Source organism: Cryobacterium sp. N21, from assembly GCF_002929575.1.
In the GTDB taxonomy this organism is placed as follows: Bacteria; Actinomycetota; Actinomycetes; order Actinomycetales; family Microbacteriaceae; genus Cryobacterium; species Cryobacterium flavum.
In genome coordinates, this window is the sequence record NZ_PJJQ01000016.1 from 1 (window position 1) to 15,731 (window position 15,731).

Sequence of the window (15,731 nt, forward strand, 5' to 3'; positions counted from 1 at the left end):
TTCTGCGATCTGCGCGGTGGTGTGTTCGCCCCGTTGGTGGACCTCGACCAGGTGCTTCTCCTGCGCCGGGGACAGTTTGGGCTGCTTGCCGCGCAGCCGGCCAGCCGCTTTGGCGACTTGCATCCCTTCGCGGGTGCGTGCGCGGATCAGGTCGGCCTCGAATTCAGCGACCATCGCGAGCACATTGAAGAGGAGCCTTCCGACCGGGTCGGTTGGGTCGTGAACGGAACCGCCGATGCTGAGCTTCACTTCACGAAGGGTGAGGTCGTCGACGATGTCTTTCGCGTCGCGCAGGGATCGTGCCAGCCGGTCGAGCTTGGTCACGACGAGGGTGTCGCCGGCTCGGCAGGCGGCTAACGCTTCGCGAAGACCTGGCCGGGCCCGGTTAGTTCCGGTGAGGCCTTGATCGGTGAACGTCTTCTGGAGTGAGACGCCGAGGGCGGCGAGGGCATTCTTTTGCGCGGTGAGGTCTTGGTCGTTGGTGGATACGCGTGCATAGCCGATAAGCATTCCGGTCATGCTGGAGTGTACCGTTTATCCCCCCTTCACCGGGCATTTTCTCGGGCGGGGCTTACGGGAATCGGGCGCCCGCAGAACTCTGCGGATCTTCGTTGGCGCTCCATGCGTGTTCGGGTGTCCCGGTGACCGTCGGCGAATTCAACCGGTCGTCGCAACGATTGGTTTTTCTGGTTCTGACAGTAGTCGTTGCATCGCTTGGGCGATGCTGACGCCGACAACCGTACCAACGGCTCAGTGTGGACTGAGGTCGCGGCGCACGAGGATTCCACCGGTGATCGCGGCCGCGGCGAGAACCGCCGTGAAGAGGGTGGTGCCTGCGCTCAGTCCGATGCCGGCCAGGAGGGCGGAGAGAATGAGGATCGCAGGGAGCGCGGCGTTGACGGCGATGATGAGGCTGGCCATCGCTGCGAGTGTCGCGCCGGAGCCGAGCAGGAGGATGCCGCGCACCGGTACCCGACTGACGGTGAATTGAACACCTGTGGCGGCGAGGAACATGGCACACGCCATTCCTCCGGCGACCAACGGACTGGAGACGTTGAGCAGGTTCGACAAGAGAGAGGGGCCGAGGGAGAGCACGAAAGAGGTGGCTGTGATCCCTGGCGAAGACCGCGATGCCGTAGGCGAGGTGGCGCTGGTTTCGCTTTGGCACACTCGGTAAGTGCAACTTGAACGCTGCATCTGCTGTGCCGGCGCTTTGGCTCGCTGGAGGACGAGGCAGCGGCAGAAAAATGGCGATGACAAGCGCGGTGGCGAGTAATACGAACTCGACCGCAAAGATCACTGGGGCCGGAGTCACCATCCCTTGAGCGAATAGTCCCGACAGGAGCGGACCGAGTCCGGCGCCGAAGACCATGGCGACCGAGGCGGCAAGAGAGGCCTGCCGACGGCGGGCGGGGCCGCCGAGGTCAACGACCGCTGCCATGCCTGCCGAGACGATCACGCCCACCGCGACGCCGGTGAGGAACCGTGCGATCACCAGCAAGAGGACAGAAGAAGCAACTCCGAAGAGTGAACATGCCACTAGCGCGAGCACAAGCCCTGGTATGAGCACCGACTTGCGCCCGAACCGGTCGGCGAATTGTCCGGCAACGGTCAAGGTGAGCAGAAGGCCAACCATGTAGGCGGCGAAGATCACCGTCAGCATTCCCGCGGAGAAGCCCAGCTCCCTCTGCCAAGAAACGAAGAGCGGTGTCGGCGAGTTAGACAAGACAAACACCGCGGTCACGATCAGGGCCGCCAACAGCATCGGCCGCGCGCCGAGCTTGCGGAGTAGTGCCGGGTCGGGCTGCCGGGTCGCGTTCTGTGCCATCGTCCTACCTCCATCGTTCAGTACGAGTTTTCTCGAACATATCATTAGTTCGATAAAACTCGTACTTGGTCTATGCTGTACGTATGCCCGACACATCGAAAACCGTCACACGACGAACCGTTGTCTCGGAGCCTCCCGAGTACCTGCCGGAACCGCTGCCAGAGCCGTCGATCGACGAGCTTCAGTTGGAGGCGCTCATGGGGGCTCTGGCCGATCCGCTACGGCTGACGATCGTGCGCAAACTGATGCTTGAATCCGAGGACTACGACCATTCCTGCGGCTGGTTCGGATTCGACCGCCCAAAATCCTCCCTCACCCATCACTTCAAGGCACTTCGCGAAGCGGGATTAATTCGGCAGCGTCAGTACGGGCTCGAACGCCGCAGCCGCGTACGCACCGAAGACATCAACCAGCGCTTCCCAGGACTCCTCGACCTCGTCGCCCACTGGCATCAAGACTGACGACAATTGCATTGCGAGTCAGACACCCAGCAGCTACATGAACAGTTCCTGAAGCGGCCTCCTCACTGAAACACACTCGCCGCCCCAAATAGGGAACCTCTTGCGGGACGGTGGAGGCAGCAGTCTTCGCTGGGCTCTAGTGCATCGCCGGGGCTTCCCAGCGAGGTGACGAGATCATCGGAGCAGATCCGGAAGGAGCTCGCATTGGGGTTCACTCTCGACTCTGGCAGGGTCGCAGGCATTTGGACCCGAGTTGATCAGGGCCTCGAGGCCTTCGCGAGTGCTCACGAGGCCTGCGATACGCGCGTCATACGCCTTGAGGTGCTCCACTAGTGCGGGTGTCGCGCACGGCTCGAGGCGCCCTGGCTCGGAGACGCAGTCGATGAGTTCAAGAATTGTGCGGGTTGGCAGCCCAACGTCTAGGAGGAAACGGATCGCTCGCACTCTTTCCACCACCGCGGGGTCGAAAAGCCGCTGGCCCGAAGTAGACCGTTCGGCGGCCAAGAGGCCTCTGCTTTGGTAGTACCGAAGAAGCCGCGGCCCGACTCCTGTGAGCGCCGACAACTCACCGATGCGCAGCATTTCGTGCAACGCAGGCTTTGCTTCTGACACTAATGTCACCTCATACCCTTCAATCATGACGCACTCACTGACACTCCTCAACGGTACAGTCGCCTCGTCTGACGACTTGGCTCCACTGGCATTTGCGGGCTTCGCTCACTTCACGGCAATGCAGATTCACGATCGATCCATACGCGGGCTGGACCTGCATCTGCAGCGGCTCCGAGATGCCAGCGACGCGATGTTTGGCAGGCACCTTCCGGATGCCCAAATTGTGGACTATCTCCGTGTGGCACTCAACGCAGCACCCGAGGACGCATCGTTGGCGTTTTTCATCACGTCGTCCCCAGGAGAGTTCGTGGCTCCTCGCGCTGAAGTGCAGCTGGATGTTGTGACGAGAATCACAGATTCTGCCACGGTTCCCCTGGGGCCGTTGGCCTTGGACGTTGTTGCCCACCAGCGCGACCTGCCTCATGTGAAGCACGTCGGCGAAGTGGCCAAGACGCTGCTTCTTCGTCGGGCCGTCACGCGGGGATTTGACGATGCTGCCTTTGAAGATTCTGAAGGACGACTAAGCGAAGCGACTATCTGGAACCTGGCCTTTTGGGATGGACGCTCAGTGATTTGGCCCGAAGCCAACATCCTTACCGGCGTAACTATGCAAATTCTCCAGCGCCAACTCAGCGCACTCGGCGTCGACCAGAAAACCCAACCCATTCGTCGAAACGAATCACTTGGCCAGCTGGCGGGCGTCGTGATGAATTCGTGGACTCCTGGCATCGCCATCGCCCGAATTGGTGATCATCGGCTGATAGCCGATGCCGACTTCACAGGACTTCTCCACTCTGCTTACCAGCACGAGCATCTCGTAAGCGTCTGAGTAGTAACCGTTTTCGTAACCAAGGTCACTTTCAGACGTGCCCTTCGACCGGGGCTTAAACCACCAACGGCTCCTGGGGTCGAGCCGGTAGTGGAAGGCTCAACGGGTGCGCTGACGCCTGAACCGCCGACGTCCGGTCGGGTGATCCGTCACCGGCCACCTCAGAGGATTGCCCGGTTTGGCTCCCGAACGTAGGGTTGAATCATGGCTGAGCATGAAGAGTTGGCAGTTTTTCTGGGTGACTGGCATGCTGAGGGCATCTCTTATGGTGGTGACGAGCAGTCGCTGGATAATCCGCACGCGGGAGCGAGTCCGTGGAACAGCATCCACTCCGCCCGGTGGCATTCGGGCAACTACTTCATCGTGCAAGATGAGCGCGCGAACGGTCCGTTCGACACACTTAGTCTGATGGGCTGGGACGCTGAAGCCGGCCGCTATTTCGCCCGAACGATCGAGAATCACGGCTTCGCACGCGATTACACTCTGACTGTCGACGGTCATACTTGGACGCTGACGGGCGAGCACGAGCGAGCAACGTATCGATTTGGCGAAGACGGTCGCAGCCAGGAGATCGCCTGGGAGTGGAAACCCGCCGAAGTATGGCTACCGCTTTGCGACCGCACCGCTAATCGCATCAACTGATCGAGCACCAACGACCTCCAATGGTGGGTAAGTCTGCCCAGCGCTGTGTCATACGAGAACCCTCAACGGGAAAGGCCACCAGAGCATGCGGCCACCGCTCACCGTCGTCCCGAAGGATTCCTCACCACACATCGCTTCGGTGAGGACCGACGTCCCTGAGCGTGCGATTCGGCCGTAACGCTCAAACCGTTCCTGGCATTCGACGTTGGGTCAGACGAATCAGCTTTCCCAGGCCCTGAGGTTCGGCATCCGCTGGTCAGGGGCGGCGCGCCGAGGAAATTAGGCCTCGCCGACGACGATTGCGGTTCACTTCACCCGGCAGATGATCTCGCCGTGGAGAATTGAGAACCAGCCGTCATCGTCTGTTGCCCATTTCGTCCATGCCTTGCTGATTTCTTGCAGCTCCATCTGGGGGGCAAGGCCGGAATCGGTGATTTGACGCGCGATCGCTGAATTGACGATGCGGTCAGCCCACACTCCTCCCCACCAGGCACGCTCGGCCGGGGTGGAATAGCACCAGGTGCTTGAAGTGGCCGTGACGTCTGCGAGCCCGGCGGCGTGAGCCCATGACAGGAGCTGACGTCCGGCATCGGGTTCGCCGCCGTTGGCGCGGGCGGCGGTTCGGTATAGATCGAGCCAGGTATCAAGTTCGGGGAGCCGCGGCCACCAGCAGAATCCGCTGTAGTCGCTGTCGCGCACCGCCACGATGCCACCGGGCCGAGTGACGCGAGCCATCTCGCGCAGAGCCAGCACGGGGTCGGCGACGTGCTGCAACACCTGATGCGCATGAGTGACATCGAAGCTCCCGTCGTCGAACTCGAGGGCGTGAATGTCCGCGACCCGGAAGTCGATGTTGGACGTGCCGCGCTCGGCCGCAGTTGCCCGGCTGAGCTGTAACTCGTTGGGCCCAATCTCCGTTGCGGTGACCTCCGCGACGAGCCCCGAAAGATCCGCGGTGATCGTGCCCGGACCCGCGCCAACATCGAGCAGGCGATCGGTGGGCCGCAGCAGCGGAAGCAAATACGCCGCGGAATTCTCGGCAGTGCGCGAACGATGGGACCGCAATACGGATTCGTGATAGCCGTGTGTGTAAACCATCACAGGAGCTCCTTCAGATCGTGGACTCTTTCGTTTTCAAGCCTCCACGGTACGGTGGCGGGTAGGAAGACCGTAATCTTCCTAGGAGCCCTGCACCCCCCTGCTGGCGGGGCGGATTCTGAGGAGGATGCCCCGTGCCCAACGCGCTTGGCGATTTCCTTCGGGCCCGACGCGCTGACGCCAGTCTGGAGTCCCCGACCGTCTGCGGCGCGAGCCGACGACGTGTCACCGGCCTGCGGCGAGAAGAGGTCTCCACCGCTGCAGGTATCAGCGTTGATTACTACACGCGTCTCGAGCAAGGCCGCGAAAACCACCCCAGCGACGCCGTCTTGGACGCTCTTGCCCGAGCACTCCTCCTAACGCCCGACGCCACAGAACACCTCCACCGTCTTCGCGGAGCGAACCCTGCACCAGCGCGAAACCCGCATGGGGATGAAGGTTTACTCGCCGAGCGCATGGCGACCTTGGTTGAGGCAGTCCGACCCAACCCCGCATATGTCCTAGACCGGCTGAGCAACATGCTCGCGGCGAACCCAGAAGGACTCGCACTCTATGACGGCTTCGCAGACGTCTCACCGCGACAGCGGAACACCTGCCGGTATCTGATGACCAGCCCCCGGGCGCGCGAGATCTTCCTCGAGTGGGAGGAGATCGCACGCGGGGCCGTCGCCCACCTTCGGGCCGCCAACGCCGATAACCTGCACGACCCTGGGCTTCAGGCTCTCGTTGCGGAGTTGAGTGAGGAAAGTGCGCTGTTCGAGGAATGGTGGAGCGAGCACATCGTCGAGCGACGGCGCACCTCAATCAAGCACATTCGCGCGACGGACGGCGACACCATCGCTCGACGATACGAAGTGCTCCATCTCCCCGAAGAGGGGCTCCGTATGACCCTCTGGCTACCGGGAACCTCGGAGGTGCCCTAGCAAAATGCCCAGGCTCGGTGCCCGTAAGCCGGACCGTGAGCGCCACGGATTTGGGCCAAGCCCCAGAGTCACGGCTGGCCTCGCTCCTCGTTTCACGGGGGAACCTTCAGCGGACAGCCGTGGTGAAGGCACAATAGGTGGATGACACTTGATGAGGAGCTCGACCGGATCTTCACTGTTCGCGATCGGAATAGGATGCAGCCCACAATCGATGCGCTGCTACCAATTTTGGCGGAACACCCGGCTGACGCTCGCGTGCTCTACGAAGTGGGCGGCGCTTACGACACTGCCGGTCAGGAGCAGACCGCGCAATCGTTCTACGAACAAGCCCTCCACGCTGGCCTCTCAGGGGACATGCTGCGCCGATGCTACGTCTAGTACGGATCCACGCTGCGGAATCTCGGCGAGTTCGCTCGCTCGGTGGAAGTCTTCGAGCGTGCCCGACAGGACTTCCCGGACTCGCCATCGCTGGTGGTGTTCCAAGCGATCTCCCTTCATGCTTCCAGCCGCTTCGATGAGGCTGTCGCTGCGTTGCTCGACGTGGTTGTTGAGGGTGTCGAGTCGCCAGATATCGAACGGTATAAGCCATCCATCCGCGGCAACGCCGTTTACATCCGGTCCCTCGCGACCTCCGCGCAGCCAGGAGAGCAGTGCAATGCCCGTTAGCGGGACGGCGAGTAGAAAGGCCGAGCAGGTCATCGACGGCTCTCGCTCCAGTCCCGTAAGCCGAACGTCTTACGGGCCGTTTTCGGTGAGCGCTCAGCGAGCTGTTGCCTCGTGCCTCGCCGAAGTCATCGCGCTGCTATGCCACGGGCGTTTCCTCGGCGGGTATCTCGGTGACGACGCGGAACAGATCTCTACTGCCATGAATCGAACGAAACGACAGACAGCAATAAGGTGAACCTCATTCAATGTGTCACAAACACCGGATCGATCCTCGGGCTGGTCGCTGGGCACTCAATGCTCTCTCGGTGCTGCGACACCAAAGGGGCGCGCTGCGGGGCTGCTGCTTCGTTCGTGTGATAGTTGTCTGATGGATTCCACACGCTCGGTGCCGCCGTTTCGCCGCCGTCGATTCATTGCGGCAGTCGTCGCTGTCGTCGTCCTTGGCTCCGCTGGGTACAGCACGGCTGCGCTTACCCAGCCGATGCCGACCGCGACCGCGACACTCACGGTACCGGTCATCGAAACAGGCGCTGCCGCGCAGATCGCCTGGCCGTCGGTCGGCCGTGGAGCGCTCGGTGCGGTCGGGTTCGACGGTGTCCTGAGTTCCAGCGGTGGCGAAGACCCCTTCCCGATTGCAAGCCTCGCAAAGATGATCACCTCGCTCGTTGTGTTGGAGCACAAGCCCATCGTCGCCGGCGAGAATGGTCCGGACATCCACATCACCGACGATGACGTTCAATGGCTCGACGACACGATCGCAGAAAACGGTTCCTGGGCACCGGTCGTTTCCGGATCCGTGTTCACGCAACGGCAGGTGCTGGAAGTGATGATGCTGCCCTCAGCCAACAACTACAGCAAGACACTCGCGATCTGGGCATTCGGGAGCGTCGGTGCATTCCTCGACGCCACCCGGACGTGGCTTGCCGATCATGGGCTCACCGGTACCACGCTTACCAACACGAGCGGGCTTGGAGCCTCCAACGTGAGCACCACGAGGGACCTGGTTGAGATCGGCAAGCTGGCTCTTGCGAACCCAGTACTGGCGGGAGTCGTGTCCGAGAAGACGGCGATACTGCCCAACATCGGAGAGATCGAAAACCTCAACAGCCTGCTCGGCACGGCAGGAATCACGGGCATGAAGACCGGGACCGACTACGATTCAGGCTCGTGCATCCTCTTCTCGGCCGAAGTGCCGGTGGGGGCTACGATCATCACCGTGGTCGGAGCGATCCTCGGGGCAGACACCTGGCGAGAGCGCAACGCGGCTCTCCTCGATGTCCTCTCGAGCGTTCCACCCGCCTTCGAACGCGTCCAGCTCGTCACAGCAGGTGATCGTGTGGGCGCGTACTCACCCGAGTGGATCAACGGCGCCATGAACAGCAGCGATGTCGTGGCCGGCACAGACGCGTCGGCCCTCGTCTGGAAAGGCACAACCGTCACAGCAACGGCAACAGCACTGTCCTTGGAGGACGGCTCGACCGGTTCCACTGTCGGCTCGCTCGAATTCACACTCAGCGCGGCCTCACAAGATCAAGGCACGTCGATCCGCGTCCCGCTCACGCTCGCCGCCGACATCACCCCCGCCACCGCCTGGCACCGCCTCACCAACCCAGCCTTGTAGCAACGCGACCCGACTTCGGGATCGGCCGGATGGGTTGATCCCGAAGGCGGGTCGCTTCGAGGACGGTGGCGGTGGCGTCATCTATGAGGTTCGCGGGACAGACGTCGATGACCTCGCCGTCTCCGTTGCGATGCCCTGGCGATGGTCGCGGAGTTCGAGCGCGACCTCATCGTGCAGCGCACCAAAGAAGGGTTAGCGATCGCCAAGGCCAACGGCCGGCTACTGGGTACCAAGCCTAAGCTGAGTGATCGTCGCGCGAAGGAGCTCAGGGACGATTTCGACAGTGGCGACTACACCCTCGCGGAGTTGGCCGAAGACTACCGCGTGTCCCGAGCCACGATCTACAGAACCTTGAAGCGAGCAGTAGGGTCGCAATGAACCTGGACCTCGCAGGCACAACCACCCTTCACGAAACGGAGTCCTCTTGAAGCTCTTGCTGACGTCGGGCAGCGTCACGAATCCGAGCATCCACTCGGCTCTGGTGGAGCTACTCGGCAAGCCGATCGCCGAGTGTCACGCTTTGGTCGTCCCCACTGCTCAGTGGGGCCACCCGATGTGCGGACCGGCGTCGGTGCGGAGCCTGGTAGCTGCCGAGCCCGACTACCGGCACTTCTCCGGTCTTGGCTGGGCGTCGCTGGGTGTCCTCGAGCTAACGGCACTGCCCACCATCGGCGCAAAGCGATGGGTCCCCTGGGTCCAGAAGGCCGACGTGCTCCTTGTCGACGGCGGCGACGCGACGTATCTGTGCCACTGGATGCGGGAATCCGGACTGGTCGACCTGATGCCTTCGCTGCCCCACACGGTCTGGGTGGGAGTCAGCGCAGGAAGCATGGTGATGACGCCCCGGATCGGGGAGTACTTCGTCGAGTGGCCGTCCGCTCCGGACGACCGCACTCTCGGAGTCGTCGACTTCTCGATCTTCCCGCACCTCGACGCTTTCCCGACGAACACCCTGGGCGACGCAGAACGGTGGGCCGCCAGCATTGGTGGCCCGGCCTACGCCATCGACGAACAGACGGCCATAAAGGTCGTCGACGGCTCCGTCCAAGTGGTCTCCGAAGGACAATGGACGAAGTTCGGGCCTCGACCGACCTGACGACTTCATGAACCTGACGGCCCGGCGCCCCACGATCGCATGCCACGCCTGTGACGACGATCTACAGGAGCCTGAAACGATCCGGGGAGCATGCGTGAAGCGAGGTATCGGACGCATTAATTGCCGAACCGAGGACGGCGCCGAGCGGGCGACCTCCCCCACGAGTGCTGGCTGCCACCGCCAGTGGGCAGTTCCTCATGGCCCTTGACGCTCAGTGGCGGTATTGCCGGTTGAATCCATTATCACTGCTAGCAGTGCACCAATGGATGGGCCCGACCGCCGGTTCTTCGAAACGCGTTTGGACGGTCTCGAAAAGCACCTCACGACGATGTTCCCAGCCACGAACGAATGCCCTGACAGGAAGAAGGAGCATGATGTCCCAGACACGCACTGAAAGAAGCTTTACCCTGACCCGCATCCTGCGGGCACCGCGCAATATCGTTTTCAAGGCTTGGACTGAGCCGGAAAACCTCGCCTGGTTTTCCAACCCCGCTATGCCCACTCCCACGGCGCCTATCCAGGTTGATCTCAGAGTTGGCGGCGTATGGCGTCAACAAATGGTGGTCGATGGCGATCTTCAATACCCCACCGGCGGGGTATACCTCGAAGTCGTTCCAGACGAACGGTTGGTCTTTCGGTGGGGAGCGGCTGGAGGATGGCCAGAGCTCGTCGGAGACCGCGAGCTCGAAGCACCGATCGTGACCGTCAACCTCCGCGACGTCGCAGAAGGCACACACCTCGAACTCACTGTCGCCTTTCCCGAGCAGCTGGCGGATGAGGAGGTGCGCGACCTCATGGAAGGCGGCACCCGTGATGGATGGAGCGCCACAATTGACCGAGTTGCACATAGCACCGCCATCACCACCTGGCACATTCGCCAATCCAATCCGCACGTGTGATGAGCAGGGGACTGCTGAACATGGGTGACGCACAACTGCTCGCACAGTTAGCGAACGAGCGCCAGCATGTGCTGCGAGCGGTTGACGGGCTGGCGGAGGATGCGATGCATCGGGTGATAGTTCCGTCTGGTTGGACGATCACGCGGCTTCTCAACCACCTCGCCTACGACGACGAGAGGTTCTGGATCTCGGCCGTTCTAAGTGGTGACGTGAGAGCGATCGAAGCCCTTCACGACGGCTGGGCATCGGACCCGATGACGGGCGCGGAAGCAATCGAAACATACAAGCGCGAGATCGCTCGGAGCGACGAGGTGCTCAGGAGAATCGATTTCGACGCCCTTCCCCGGTGGAGGCCTTCAGCCAGCGTCTTCGAGGCACCACCGCTGCCTAACGGGCGCGAGGTCGTGTTTCGCGTCCTTGCTGAGACCTCAGTGCACGCAGGCCACCTTGACATCATGCGCGAGCTCATCGATGGTCATCAGAACCTCGTCGTTGGATAACTCCCAAAATGGGGTTCAAGTGACGTCAACGGGCACCGGCCGGGCAGGAACCTGAATCTTTTTCTGCATAGGAAGCAAAGATTTTTCGCCGGAATGTCCTGCCCGTCGCCATCGAGCGGAGCTGGTTTCCGTGATGAGCCCGGCCGGCTCGAGTGCGTTCAGGTGGCGTGAGATAAAAAGCACGCTGATCGTGTGCGGGGCGGCGAGTTCGGTAACTGTCGCCTCCCTTTTCTGTAGCTGCTCCATTAGTGCGCGGCGCGATGGGTCAGCCAGCGCTAGAAATATCGTGCTCAAGCCATCCATTTGCGCTTCAATGTAATTACGTTTGAGCGCAATTACTAGCCCCGAGTTCCTCAGGAATCAGCGGCTCCCATGATCCGTACTGATCGAACAGTTGAAGATCTACGTCGAGGATGAAGCACGCAGTGGATGTGCTCTTGGCTGTGGTGTTGGCTTCCTCCGGGGCCGACGCTGCTATACGCACCTTGCCCGTAATACGGCTGCCCTCTTGAGAAACATCCTCGACGGCGACTCGTACGGAGGTGTCGGCCGACGACAAACGCGCCTTCTTGATCACGTCCACCACGGCGTCCGCATCGACCAATTCGTGACGCGGCTGGCTGCCGTCGCTGTTATGAAACAGAAGCCATCTGACGTCTTGGTCGAGGCTGCTGACGCTGACCTGAACCACCCAGGCAGCAGCCGCGTCTCGGGTCCACGAAACCACCTCTGTTGGTGGTGACCACGCCGCGAGGGGGTGGGGGCAATCGACTGGTGTGGAGGTGACCTTGTGGCCCGTCCGCTCTATCGACGCGCACGCTGTGCCTACCACTATTTCCTCGGTGCTGAATCCTCGTTCGGCATCAGAGCTGTAAGGTCCCGGCCCGGGCCCCAGTACGTCCCTCCTCCAGATAGCGATCCGAGCACGATCGACGGACGAGTCGATGACGCGATAAACCTCTCCTGAAGAGGTGAAGCGTGCACGCAAGTCGGCCCTCGGTTCATTGAACTCGCGCAAATCTGCCATCGTCGAAACCTCGAAGAACCCAGCAATCTCCGGAATGTACTCGCTCAACTCGGCGGAAATCTCCGCCCGCCCATCACCTCCGCTGAACAGTGATGCCAGGGTGATCCCGCCCAGCGGGACACCGACAAGGCCGAGCCACGTCATCGGGCCGGGCGGGCGGCGTCCCGGTGTCGTCGCGCCGGCATACGGCTCGCCGCGACTCAAAACGTAATCCAATAGACACCGAGCGAACCCACTGCGAAGCGGGCGACTCGAAGCAAGACGATGACCGCTATTGCGATGGTCAGCCAGAGCCACCATCGACGGCCGGTATTCGCGATGGCCAACGCGATAAGGATGGGGACGGAGAGATATATCACGGACACGACCAGTAGGGCAGCGGTGGACCCCAGGGAAGATACGTCACTTACTGAGGCGATGCTGGCCACCTCAGGGAACAAGGAAATGGCTGTGGTGATGGTTCCAATAACTCCGACCGCCCAAGCGAGCACGAATTGGATAGTGCGTGCGGGTCGCGGTTTGTTGGCGATCATCCGAGTTCGGAGACGAGCAGTCGCGTGGTGTCGGCTATCACTTCATTGTTACCTTTTGCGTTGGGGTCGTTGGTCCGGGTAAGGATGCACAAAGCGATGGGGTCAGTGTCGTCTGGCCAGAGGATACCAGCGTCGTTAACGATGCCATAACCTCCTGCACCGGTCTTATCCGCGAGTTCGTATGAGCCGGTCAGTCCCGCGCGTGCCCGGGTGCTCGAGGTGCTGTTACGGAGCATCCAGTCGTGGAGCTTGCTTCGGGCAAGTTGTCCGGCTCCTCCGTCGACGAGGAGCGCACGCAGGACGGCCACCATGTCATCAGCGGTGGTTGTGTCTCGCGGATCGTCGGGAAGTCCCTCATTGAGTTCGGGTTCGATGCGATCCAACCGGGTGGCGGTGGCGCCGAAAGAACCAACGACTCGGGCGATGGTTTTTGGCCCGCCAATTTCTCGCAACAAGAGGTTCCCTGCGGTGTTGTCCGAGAAGCGAAGCGCTGCATCCGCCATCTCATCCGGGGTCATCGTCAAAGTCGTCAGCTTGGAGGCGACAGGTGAATTTACGACGATATCTGCTGCAGTGAATGGGATCGGGGTGTTCCAGTACTGCTCGTCATAGCCACGTTCACTCACTAGCGCGCCGACGGCAATGACTTTAAACAGCGAGCACATCGGAAACAAGTCTGTCGATCGATGCTGGACGCGTCGGTTCGTACCGAGATTGACCGCGGTCACGGCGATGGTCACACCAGACTGCATTTCGAGGTCTTCGATTCGTCGGTTGAAGGCGTCGGTGGTAGCTCGAGGAACGGGTGCGGTCGAGCATCCGGCCAGCGCGAGCATCGCTGCCCCACCGACTAGGAGAGCGCGCCGCGTTGGGCCGGAAGGAAGAGTAGTTGCCATGGCGACACTCTTCGGGACAAACTGTAGTCAGTCCAATCATTATTAAGCGTTATTGATTCCGTTAGGGAATAGACAAGAATCCTCGTATGGACATCGTTGCTGGCTGCGAAGCGTTCGTGAGCGTAAGTCGAAGAGGAAGCTTCACCTACGGCGCCGCCGAGTGCGGTATCCCACAGTCCGTAGCGAGCAAACGCATCGCGTCACTAGAGGACCATCTCGGTGGCCAGCTTCTTGATCGGACGACCCGGCGAGTCGAGCTGACCGAGCTCGGTCGGATTCTGCTTCCATCCGCATCGGCGATCGTGTCACTTGCGGAGGGGCTACGCGATCAGGCAAGACGACAACTACACCGACCCGTCACCTTAATGATGCCGACGGCCCTCGCTGTGGCAGATCTGTCACAGATAGCAATAGCGGCCCGTAAACACGATTTCGCACTGCGAATCGAGACGGCAGAGCCTGCAGTGCGAGGCGAGATGGTCAGGGTCGGGCAAGCGGAGTACGCCGTGCAGCCGGTACCGGCGGCGGATGCGGTGTGGCAAGTAAATCTCGGTGTGGCATCCGCACAAACTACGGGAGATAGCCAGTTTCAACTCGAATCGATCCGAGTGCGACGAGGCGAGATGAAACGACCGACGCGCAAGCTGTGGATCCAAACCGAAGACAACGTCCCGCACATTCGCGATCGCATCACCTGGCTGGCGAACTCGATCTCGTTACAGCCCGGCCAGCTGAAAGTCGCCGACACATTGATTGAAGCAGTCACCGGCGTGGCAGGCAGCAAAGACCTGCTCCTGTGCTCGGAGCGAGAAGCAGACCACCTGCAACTTCACTGGCGGCACATTCGAGAGCTGCACCTCGTACGGGGCTACGCTCTCGCAAGCAGAACCGGCGAACGCGACGCCGAACTGCTCGACGGAAGCGCTTCTCCCATCGCTTGCGCTCTTGGCGGTCGAATCATATGAAACACCTCCAGCAGATCCTCGCTGACGCAGAAAATCAACTCGAAGAAGCCGGACTACGAGGGGGCTTCCTCGTCCGAGACCTCGACACCGGCACCGAGATCGGGATAGAACCAGACACCATCTTCCCCATCGCATCACTGGTAAAAGTGCCTCTCGCTCTCACTGTTCTCGAGATGATCCGAACCGGCGATTTGGACCCGGCACGCACGATCGAACTTCTTCCCGAAAACCGAACACCCGGGCTGACCGGGCTCTGCACCTTCCAATACCCGACCAAGGTCGCAGTATTCGACCTCGTCTCCCTCGCGCTTTCCATCAGTGATGACACCGCCGCCGACGCACTATTCGACATTTGCACGCCGCGCATGGTCGATCACCATATGCAGCAGCTGCACATACCCGGCCTCCGTATCCGCCACACCATCCGCACTCTCTACCAAACTCTCGCCGAGCGGCTCGCCCCACACGAGGCCCACCTCGCCCACACCTTAGCCATCCAGGCAGGCACACCGGGCGGGGGACACCTCATCCCGCAACTCGACATCACTCAAGCCAACGCCGGCTCGGCGCGAAGCTTCGTCAACCTCCTCGAGCAGATCTGGATCCACTCAGCCCCTAGCCCCGAAACGGCATTCACCACCCAACAAATGATGAGCACAAACCTGATGCGGCACCGCCTCACGCCTGACTTTGCAACCGGAACATCCCGCTGGGCATCGAAAACCGGCACCTTCCTCAACCTCCGACACGAGGTAGGAGTCGTCGAGCACAACGACGGCACCCGATTCGCCGTCGCCGCCCTCACCGAATCGCGAGTCCCGACCGCCACACAACCAGCCGCCGAACAAACACTCGGACACATAGCCCGCACACTTCACGACACCATCAGATAACAGCAGGTGAATACACTCGAGACTGCGAAAGCGTCTTGCAAATCCAGGGTTTCGAAACGGACCTCCCGGGCGACGAGCCACTGCGGATGTTAGCGATACACAGCAGGATCGGAAGGTGCTCACAGCGCTCCGATCAGCAATCGTCCTATCGTGCGAAGGTCACGTGGATCGTGCCACTCTCGGCCACTTCCGTTGTTACCGTGTGGGTGAGGTCGAGGCTGGGCAGGTCGTCCCACAGTCGA

The 15,731-nt window shown here is 61.4% G+C and carries 19 protein-coding genes and 2 pseudogenes; 12 read left to right on the forward strand and 9 right to left on the reverse strand.

Translation table 11 applies throughout. The features are described 5' to 3' along the window. The 3 genes and pseudogenes from CXY77_RS00500 to CXY77_RS20955 all read right to left on the reverse strand — a co-directional run. Nucleotides 1–519, reverse strand: a 519-nt coding sequence (locus CXY77_RS00500; RefSeq protein ID WP_104129397.1) for a recombinase family protein, incomplete at its 3' end; no start/stop codon positions are given. 231 nt (nucleotides 520–750) lie between these two features. Then, nucleotides 751–1,170, reverse strand: coding sequence for a hypothetical protein (locus CXY77_RS20440; protein WP_233197142.1), 420 nt, complete (start codon nucleotides 1,168–1,170; stop codon nucleotides 751–753). Nucleotides 1,171–1,189: 19 nt separating this feature from the next. Continuing rightward, a pseudogene (locus CXY77_RS20955) lies at nucleotides 1,190–1,924 on the reverse strand (MFS transporter); the annotation flags it as partial. On the opposite strand from CXY77_RS20955, the gene CXY77_RS00510 reads away from it, so the two are divergent. Beyond that, complete coding sequence (locus CXY77_RS00510) at nucleotides 1,912–2,289, forward strand: helix-turn-helix transcriptional regulator (RefSeq protein WP_092342458.1); 378 nt, start codon at nucleotides 1,912–1,914, stop codon at nucleotides 2,287–2,289. The pseudogene CXY77_RS20955 and the gene CXY77_RS00510 sit on opposite strands and share 13 nt — an antisense overlap. A gap of 174 nt (nucleotides 2,290–2,463) precedes the next feature. Here CXY77_RS00510 and CXY77_RS20960 read toward each other — a convergent pair whose 3' ends face one another. After that, nucleotides 2,464–2,928: a MerR family transcriptional regulator gene (locus tag CXY77_RS20960; protein WP_199181819.1), complete on the reverse strand. Its 465-nt coding sequence runs from the start codon at nucleotides 2,926–2,928 to the stop codon at nucleotides 2,464–2,466. On the opposite strand from CXY77_RS20960, the gene CXY77_RS00520 reads away from it, so the two are divergent. Both CXY77_RS00520 and CXY77_RS00525 read left to right on the forward strand, forming a co-directional pair. After that, nucleotides 2,927–3,730: an aminotransferase class IV gene (locus CXY77_RS00520; RefSeq protein WP_104087547.1), complete on the forward strand. Its 804-nt coding sequence runs from the start codon at nucleotides 2,927–2,929 to the stop codon at nucleotides 3,728–3,730. The two genes, CXY77_RS20960 and CXY77_RS00520, sit on opposite strands and share 2 nt — an antisense overlap. A 204-nt stretch (nucleotides 3,731–3,934) precedes the next feature. After that, nucleotides 3,935–4,372: a DUF1579 domain-containing protein gene (locus CXY77_RS00525; RefSeq protein WP_104129398.1), complete on the forward strand. Its 438-nt coding sequence runs from the start codon at nucleotides 3,935–3,937 to the stop codon at nucleotides 4,370–4,372. A 306-nt stretch (nucleotides 4,373–4,678) separates the two neighbouring features. Here CXY77_RS00525 and CXY77_RS00530 read toward each other — a convergent pair whose 3' ends face one another. After that, nucleotides 4,679–5,470, reverse strand: a complete 792-nt coding sequence (locus CXY77_RS00530) for a class I SAM-dependent methyltransferase (protein WP_092342464.1) — start codon at nucleotides 5,468–5,470, stop codon at nucleotides 4,679–4,681. 134 nt (nucleotides 5,471–5,604) lie between these two features. Here CXY77_RS00530 and CXY77_RS00535 point away from each other — a divergent pair, with 134 nt between their 5' ends. From CXY77_RS00535 to CXY77_RS00565, 7 genes and pseudogenes are all read left to right on the forward strand, one after another. Further along, complete coding sequence (locus CXY77_RS00535; RefSeq protein WP_104087550.1) at nucleotides 5,605–6,393, forward strand: helix-turn-helix transcriptional regulator; 789 nt, start codon at nucleotides 5,605–5,607, stop codon at nucleotides 6,391–6,393. 195 nt (nucleotides 6,394–6,588) lie between these two features. Next, nucleotides 6,589–7,059, forward strand: a pseudogene (locus CXY77_RS00540) (tetratricopeptide repeat protein). A 367-nt stretch (nucleotides 7,060–7,426) separates the two neighbouring features. Next, complete coding sequence (locus tag CXY77_RS00545; protein WP_104087551.1) at nucleotides 7,427–8,680, forward strand: D-alanyl-D-alanine carboxypeptidase family protein; 1,254 nt, start codon at nucleotides 7,427–7,429, stop codon at nucleotides 8,678–8,680. 135 nt (nucleotides 8,681–8,815) lie between these two features. Next, on the forward strand, nucleotides 8,816–9,058 hold the full coding sequence (locus tag CXY77_RS00550) for a recombinase family protein (RefSeq protein WP_255409950.1): 243 nt from the start codon (nucleotides 8,816–8,818) through the stop codon (nucleotides 9,056–9,058). A 46-nt stretch (nucleotides 9,059–9,104) separates the two neighbouring features. Next, nucleotides 9,105–9,776, forward strand: coding sequence for a Type 1 glutamine amidotransferase-like domain-containing protein (locus CXY77_RS00555; RefSeq protein WP_104129399.1), 672 nt, complete (start codon nucleotides 9,105–9,107; stop codon nucleotides 9,774–9,776). Between the two features lie 371 nt (nucleotides 9,777–10,147). Next, complete coding sequence (locus CXY77_RS00560; RefSeq protein WP_158252720.1) at nucleotides 10,148–10,675, forward strand: SRPBCC domain-containing protein; 528 nt, start codon at nucleotides 10,148–10,150, stop codon at nucleotides 10,673–10,675. Next, nucleotides 10,675–11,175 (forward strand): DUF664 domain-containing protein, encoded by a 501-nt coding sequence (locus tag CXY77_RS00565; protein WP_233197143.1) that lies wholly within the window; start codon nucleotides 10,675–10,677, stop codon nucleotides 11,173–11,175. Before CXY77_RS00560 ends, CXY77_RS00565 begins: the two co-directional genes overlap by 1 nt. Nucleotides 11,176–11,190: 15 nt before the next feature. Here the strand turns inward: CXY77_RS00565 and CXY77_RS20965 are convergent, their stop codons facing one another. Genes CXY77_RS20965 through bla form a run of 4 tightly spaced genes read right to left on the reverse strand, consistent with a single transcriptional unit; the run spans nucleotide 11,191 to nucleotide 13,571 of the window. Further along, a complete protein-coding gene (locus CXY77_RS20965; RefSeq protein WP_104087552.1) occupies nucleotides 11,191–11,478 on the reverse strand; it encodes a helix-turn-helix domain-containing protein in 288 nt (95 codons plus the stop codon). A gap of 16 nt (nucleotides 11,479–11,494) precedes the next feature. Then, entirely contained in the window at nucleotides 11,495–12,346 is an 852-nt protein-coding gene (locus CXY77_RS00575) for a hypothetical protein (protein ID WP_104129400.1), read from the reverse strand. A gap of 56 nt (nucleotides 12,347–12,402) precedes the next feature. After that, nucleotides 12,403–12,693, reverse strand: coding sequence for a hypothetical protein (locus CXY77_RS00580; protein ID WP_134505295.1), 291 nt, complete (start codon nucleotides 12,691–12,693; stop codon nucleotides 12,403–12,405). 38 nt (nucleotides 12,694–12,731) lie between these two features. Further along, nucleotides 12,732–13,571, reverse strand: coding sequence for a class A beta-lactamase (gene bla / locus CXY77_RS00585; RefSeq protein ID WP_158252721.1), 840 nt, complete (start codon nucleotides 13,569–13,571; stop codon nucleotides 12,732–12,734). Nucleotides 13,572–13,717: 146 nt separating this feature from the next. Here bla and CXY77_RS00590 point away from each other — a divergent pair, with 146 nt between their 5' ends. Together CXY77_RS00590 and CXY77_RS00595 are read left to right on the forward strand one after the other, a co-directional pair. Continuing rightward, nucleotides 13,718–14,596 carry a LysR family transcriptional regulator gene (locus CXY77_RS00590; protein WP_104087555.1) on the forward strand — a complete coding sequence of 293 codons (879 nt, stop codon included), beginning with the start codon at nucleotides 13,718–13,720 and terminating at the stop codon, nucleotides 14,594–14,596. Beyond that, the gene (locus CXY77_RS00595; protein WP_092342485.1) at nucleotides 14,593–15,489 is read left to right on the forward strand and encodes a serine hydrolase; all 897 of its coding nucleotides are present in this window, start codon (nucleotides 14,593–14,595) and stop codon (nucleotides 15,487–15,489) included. Before CXY77_RS00590 ends, CXY77_RS00595 begins: the two co-directional genes overlap by 4 nt. The last annotated feature ends 242 nt before the right edge of the window (nucleotides 15,490–15,731 follow it).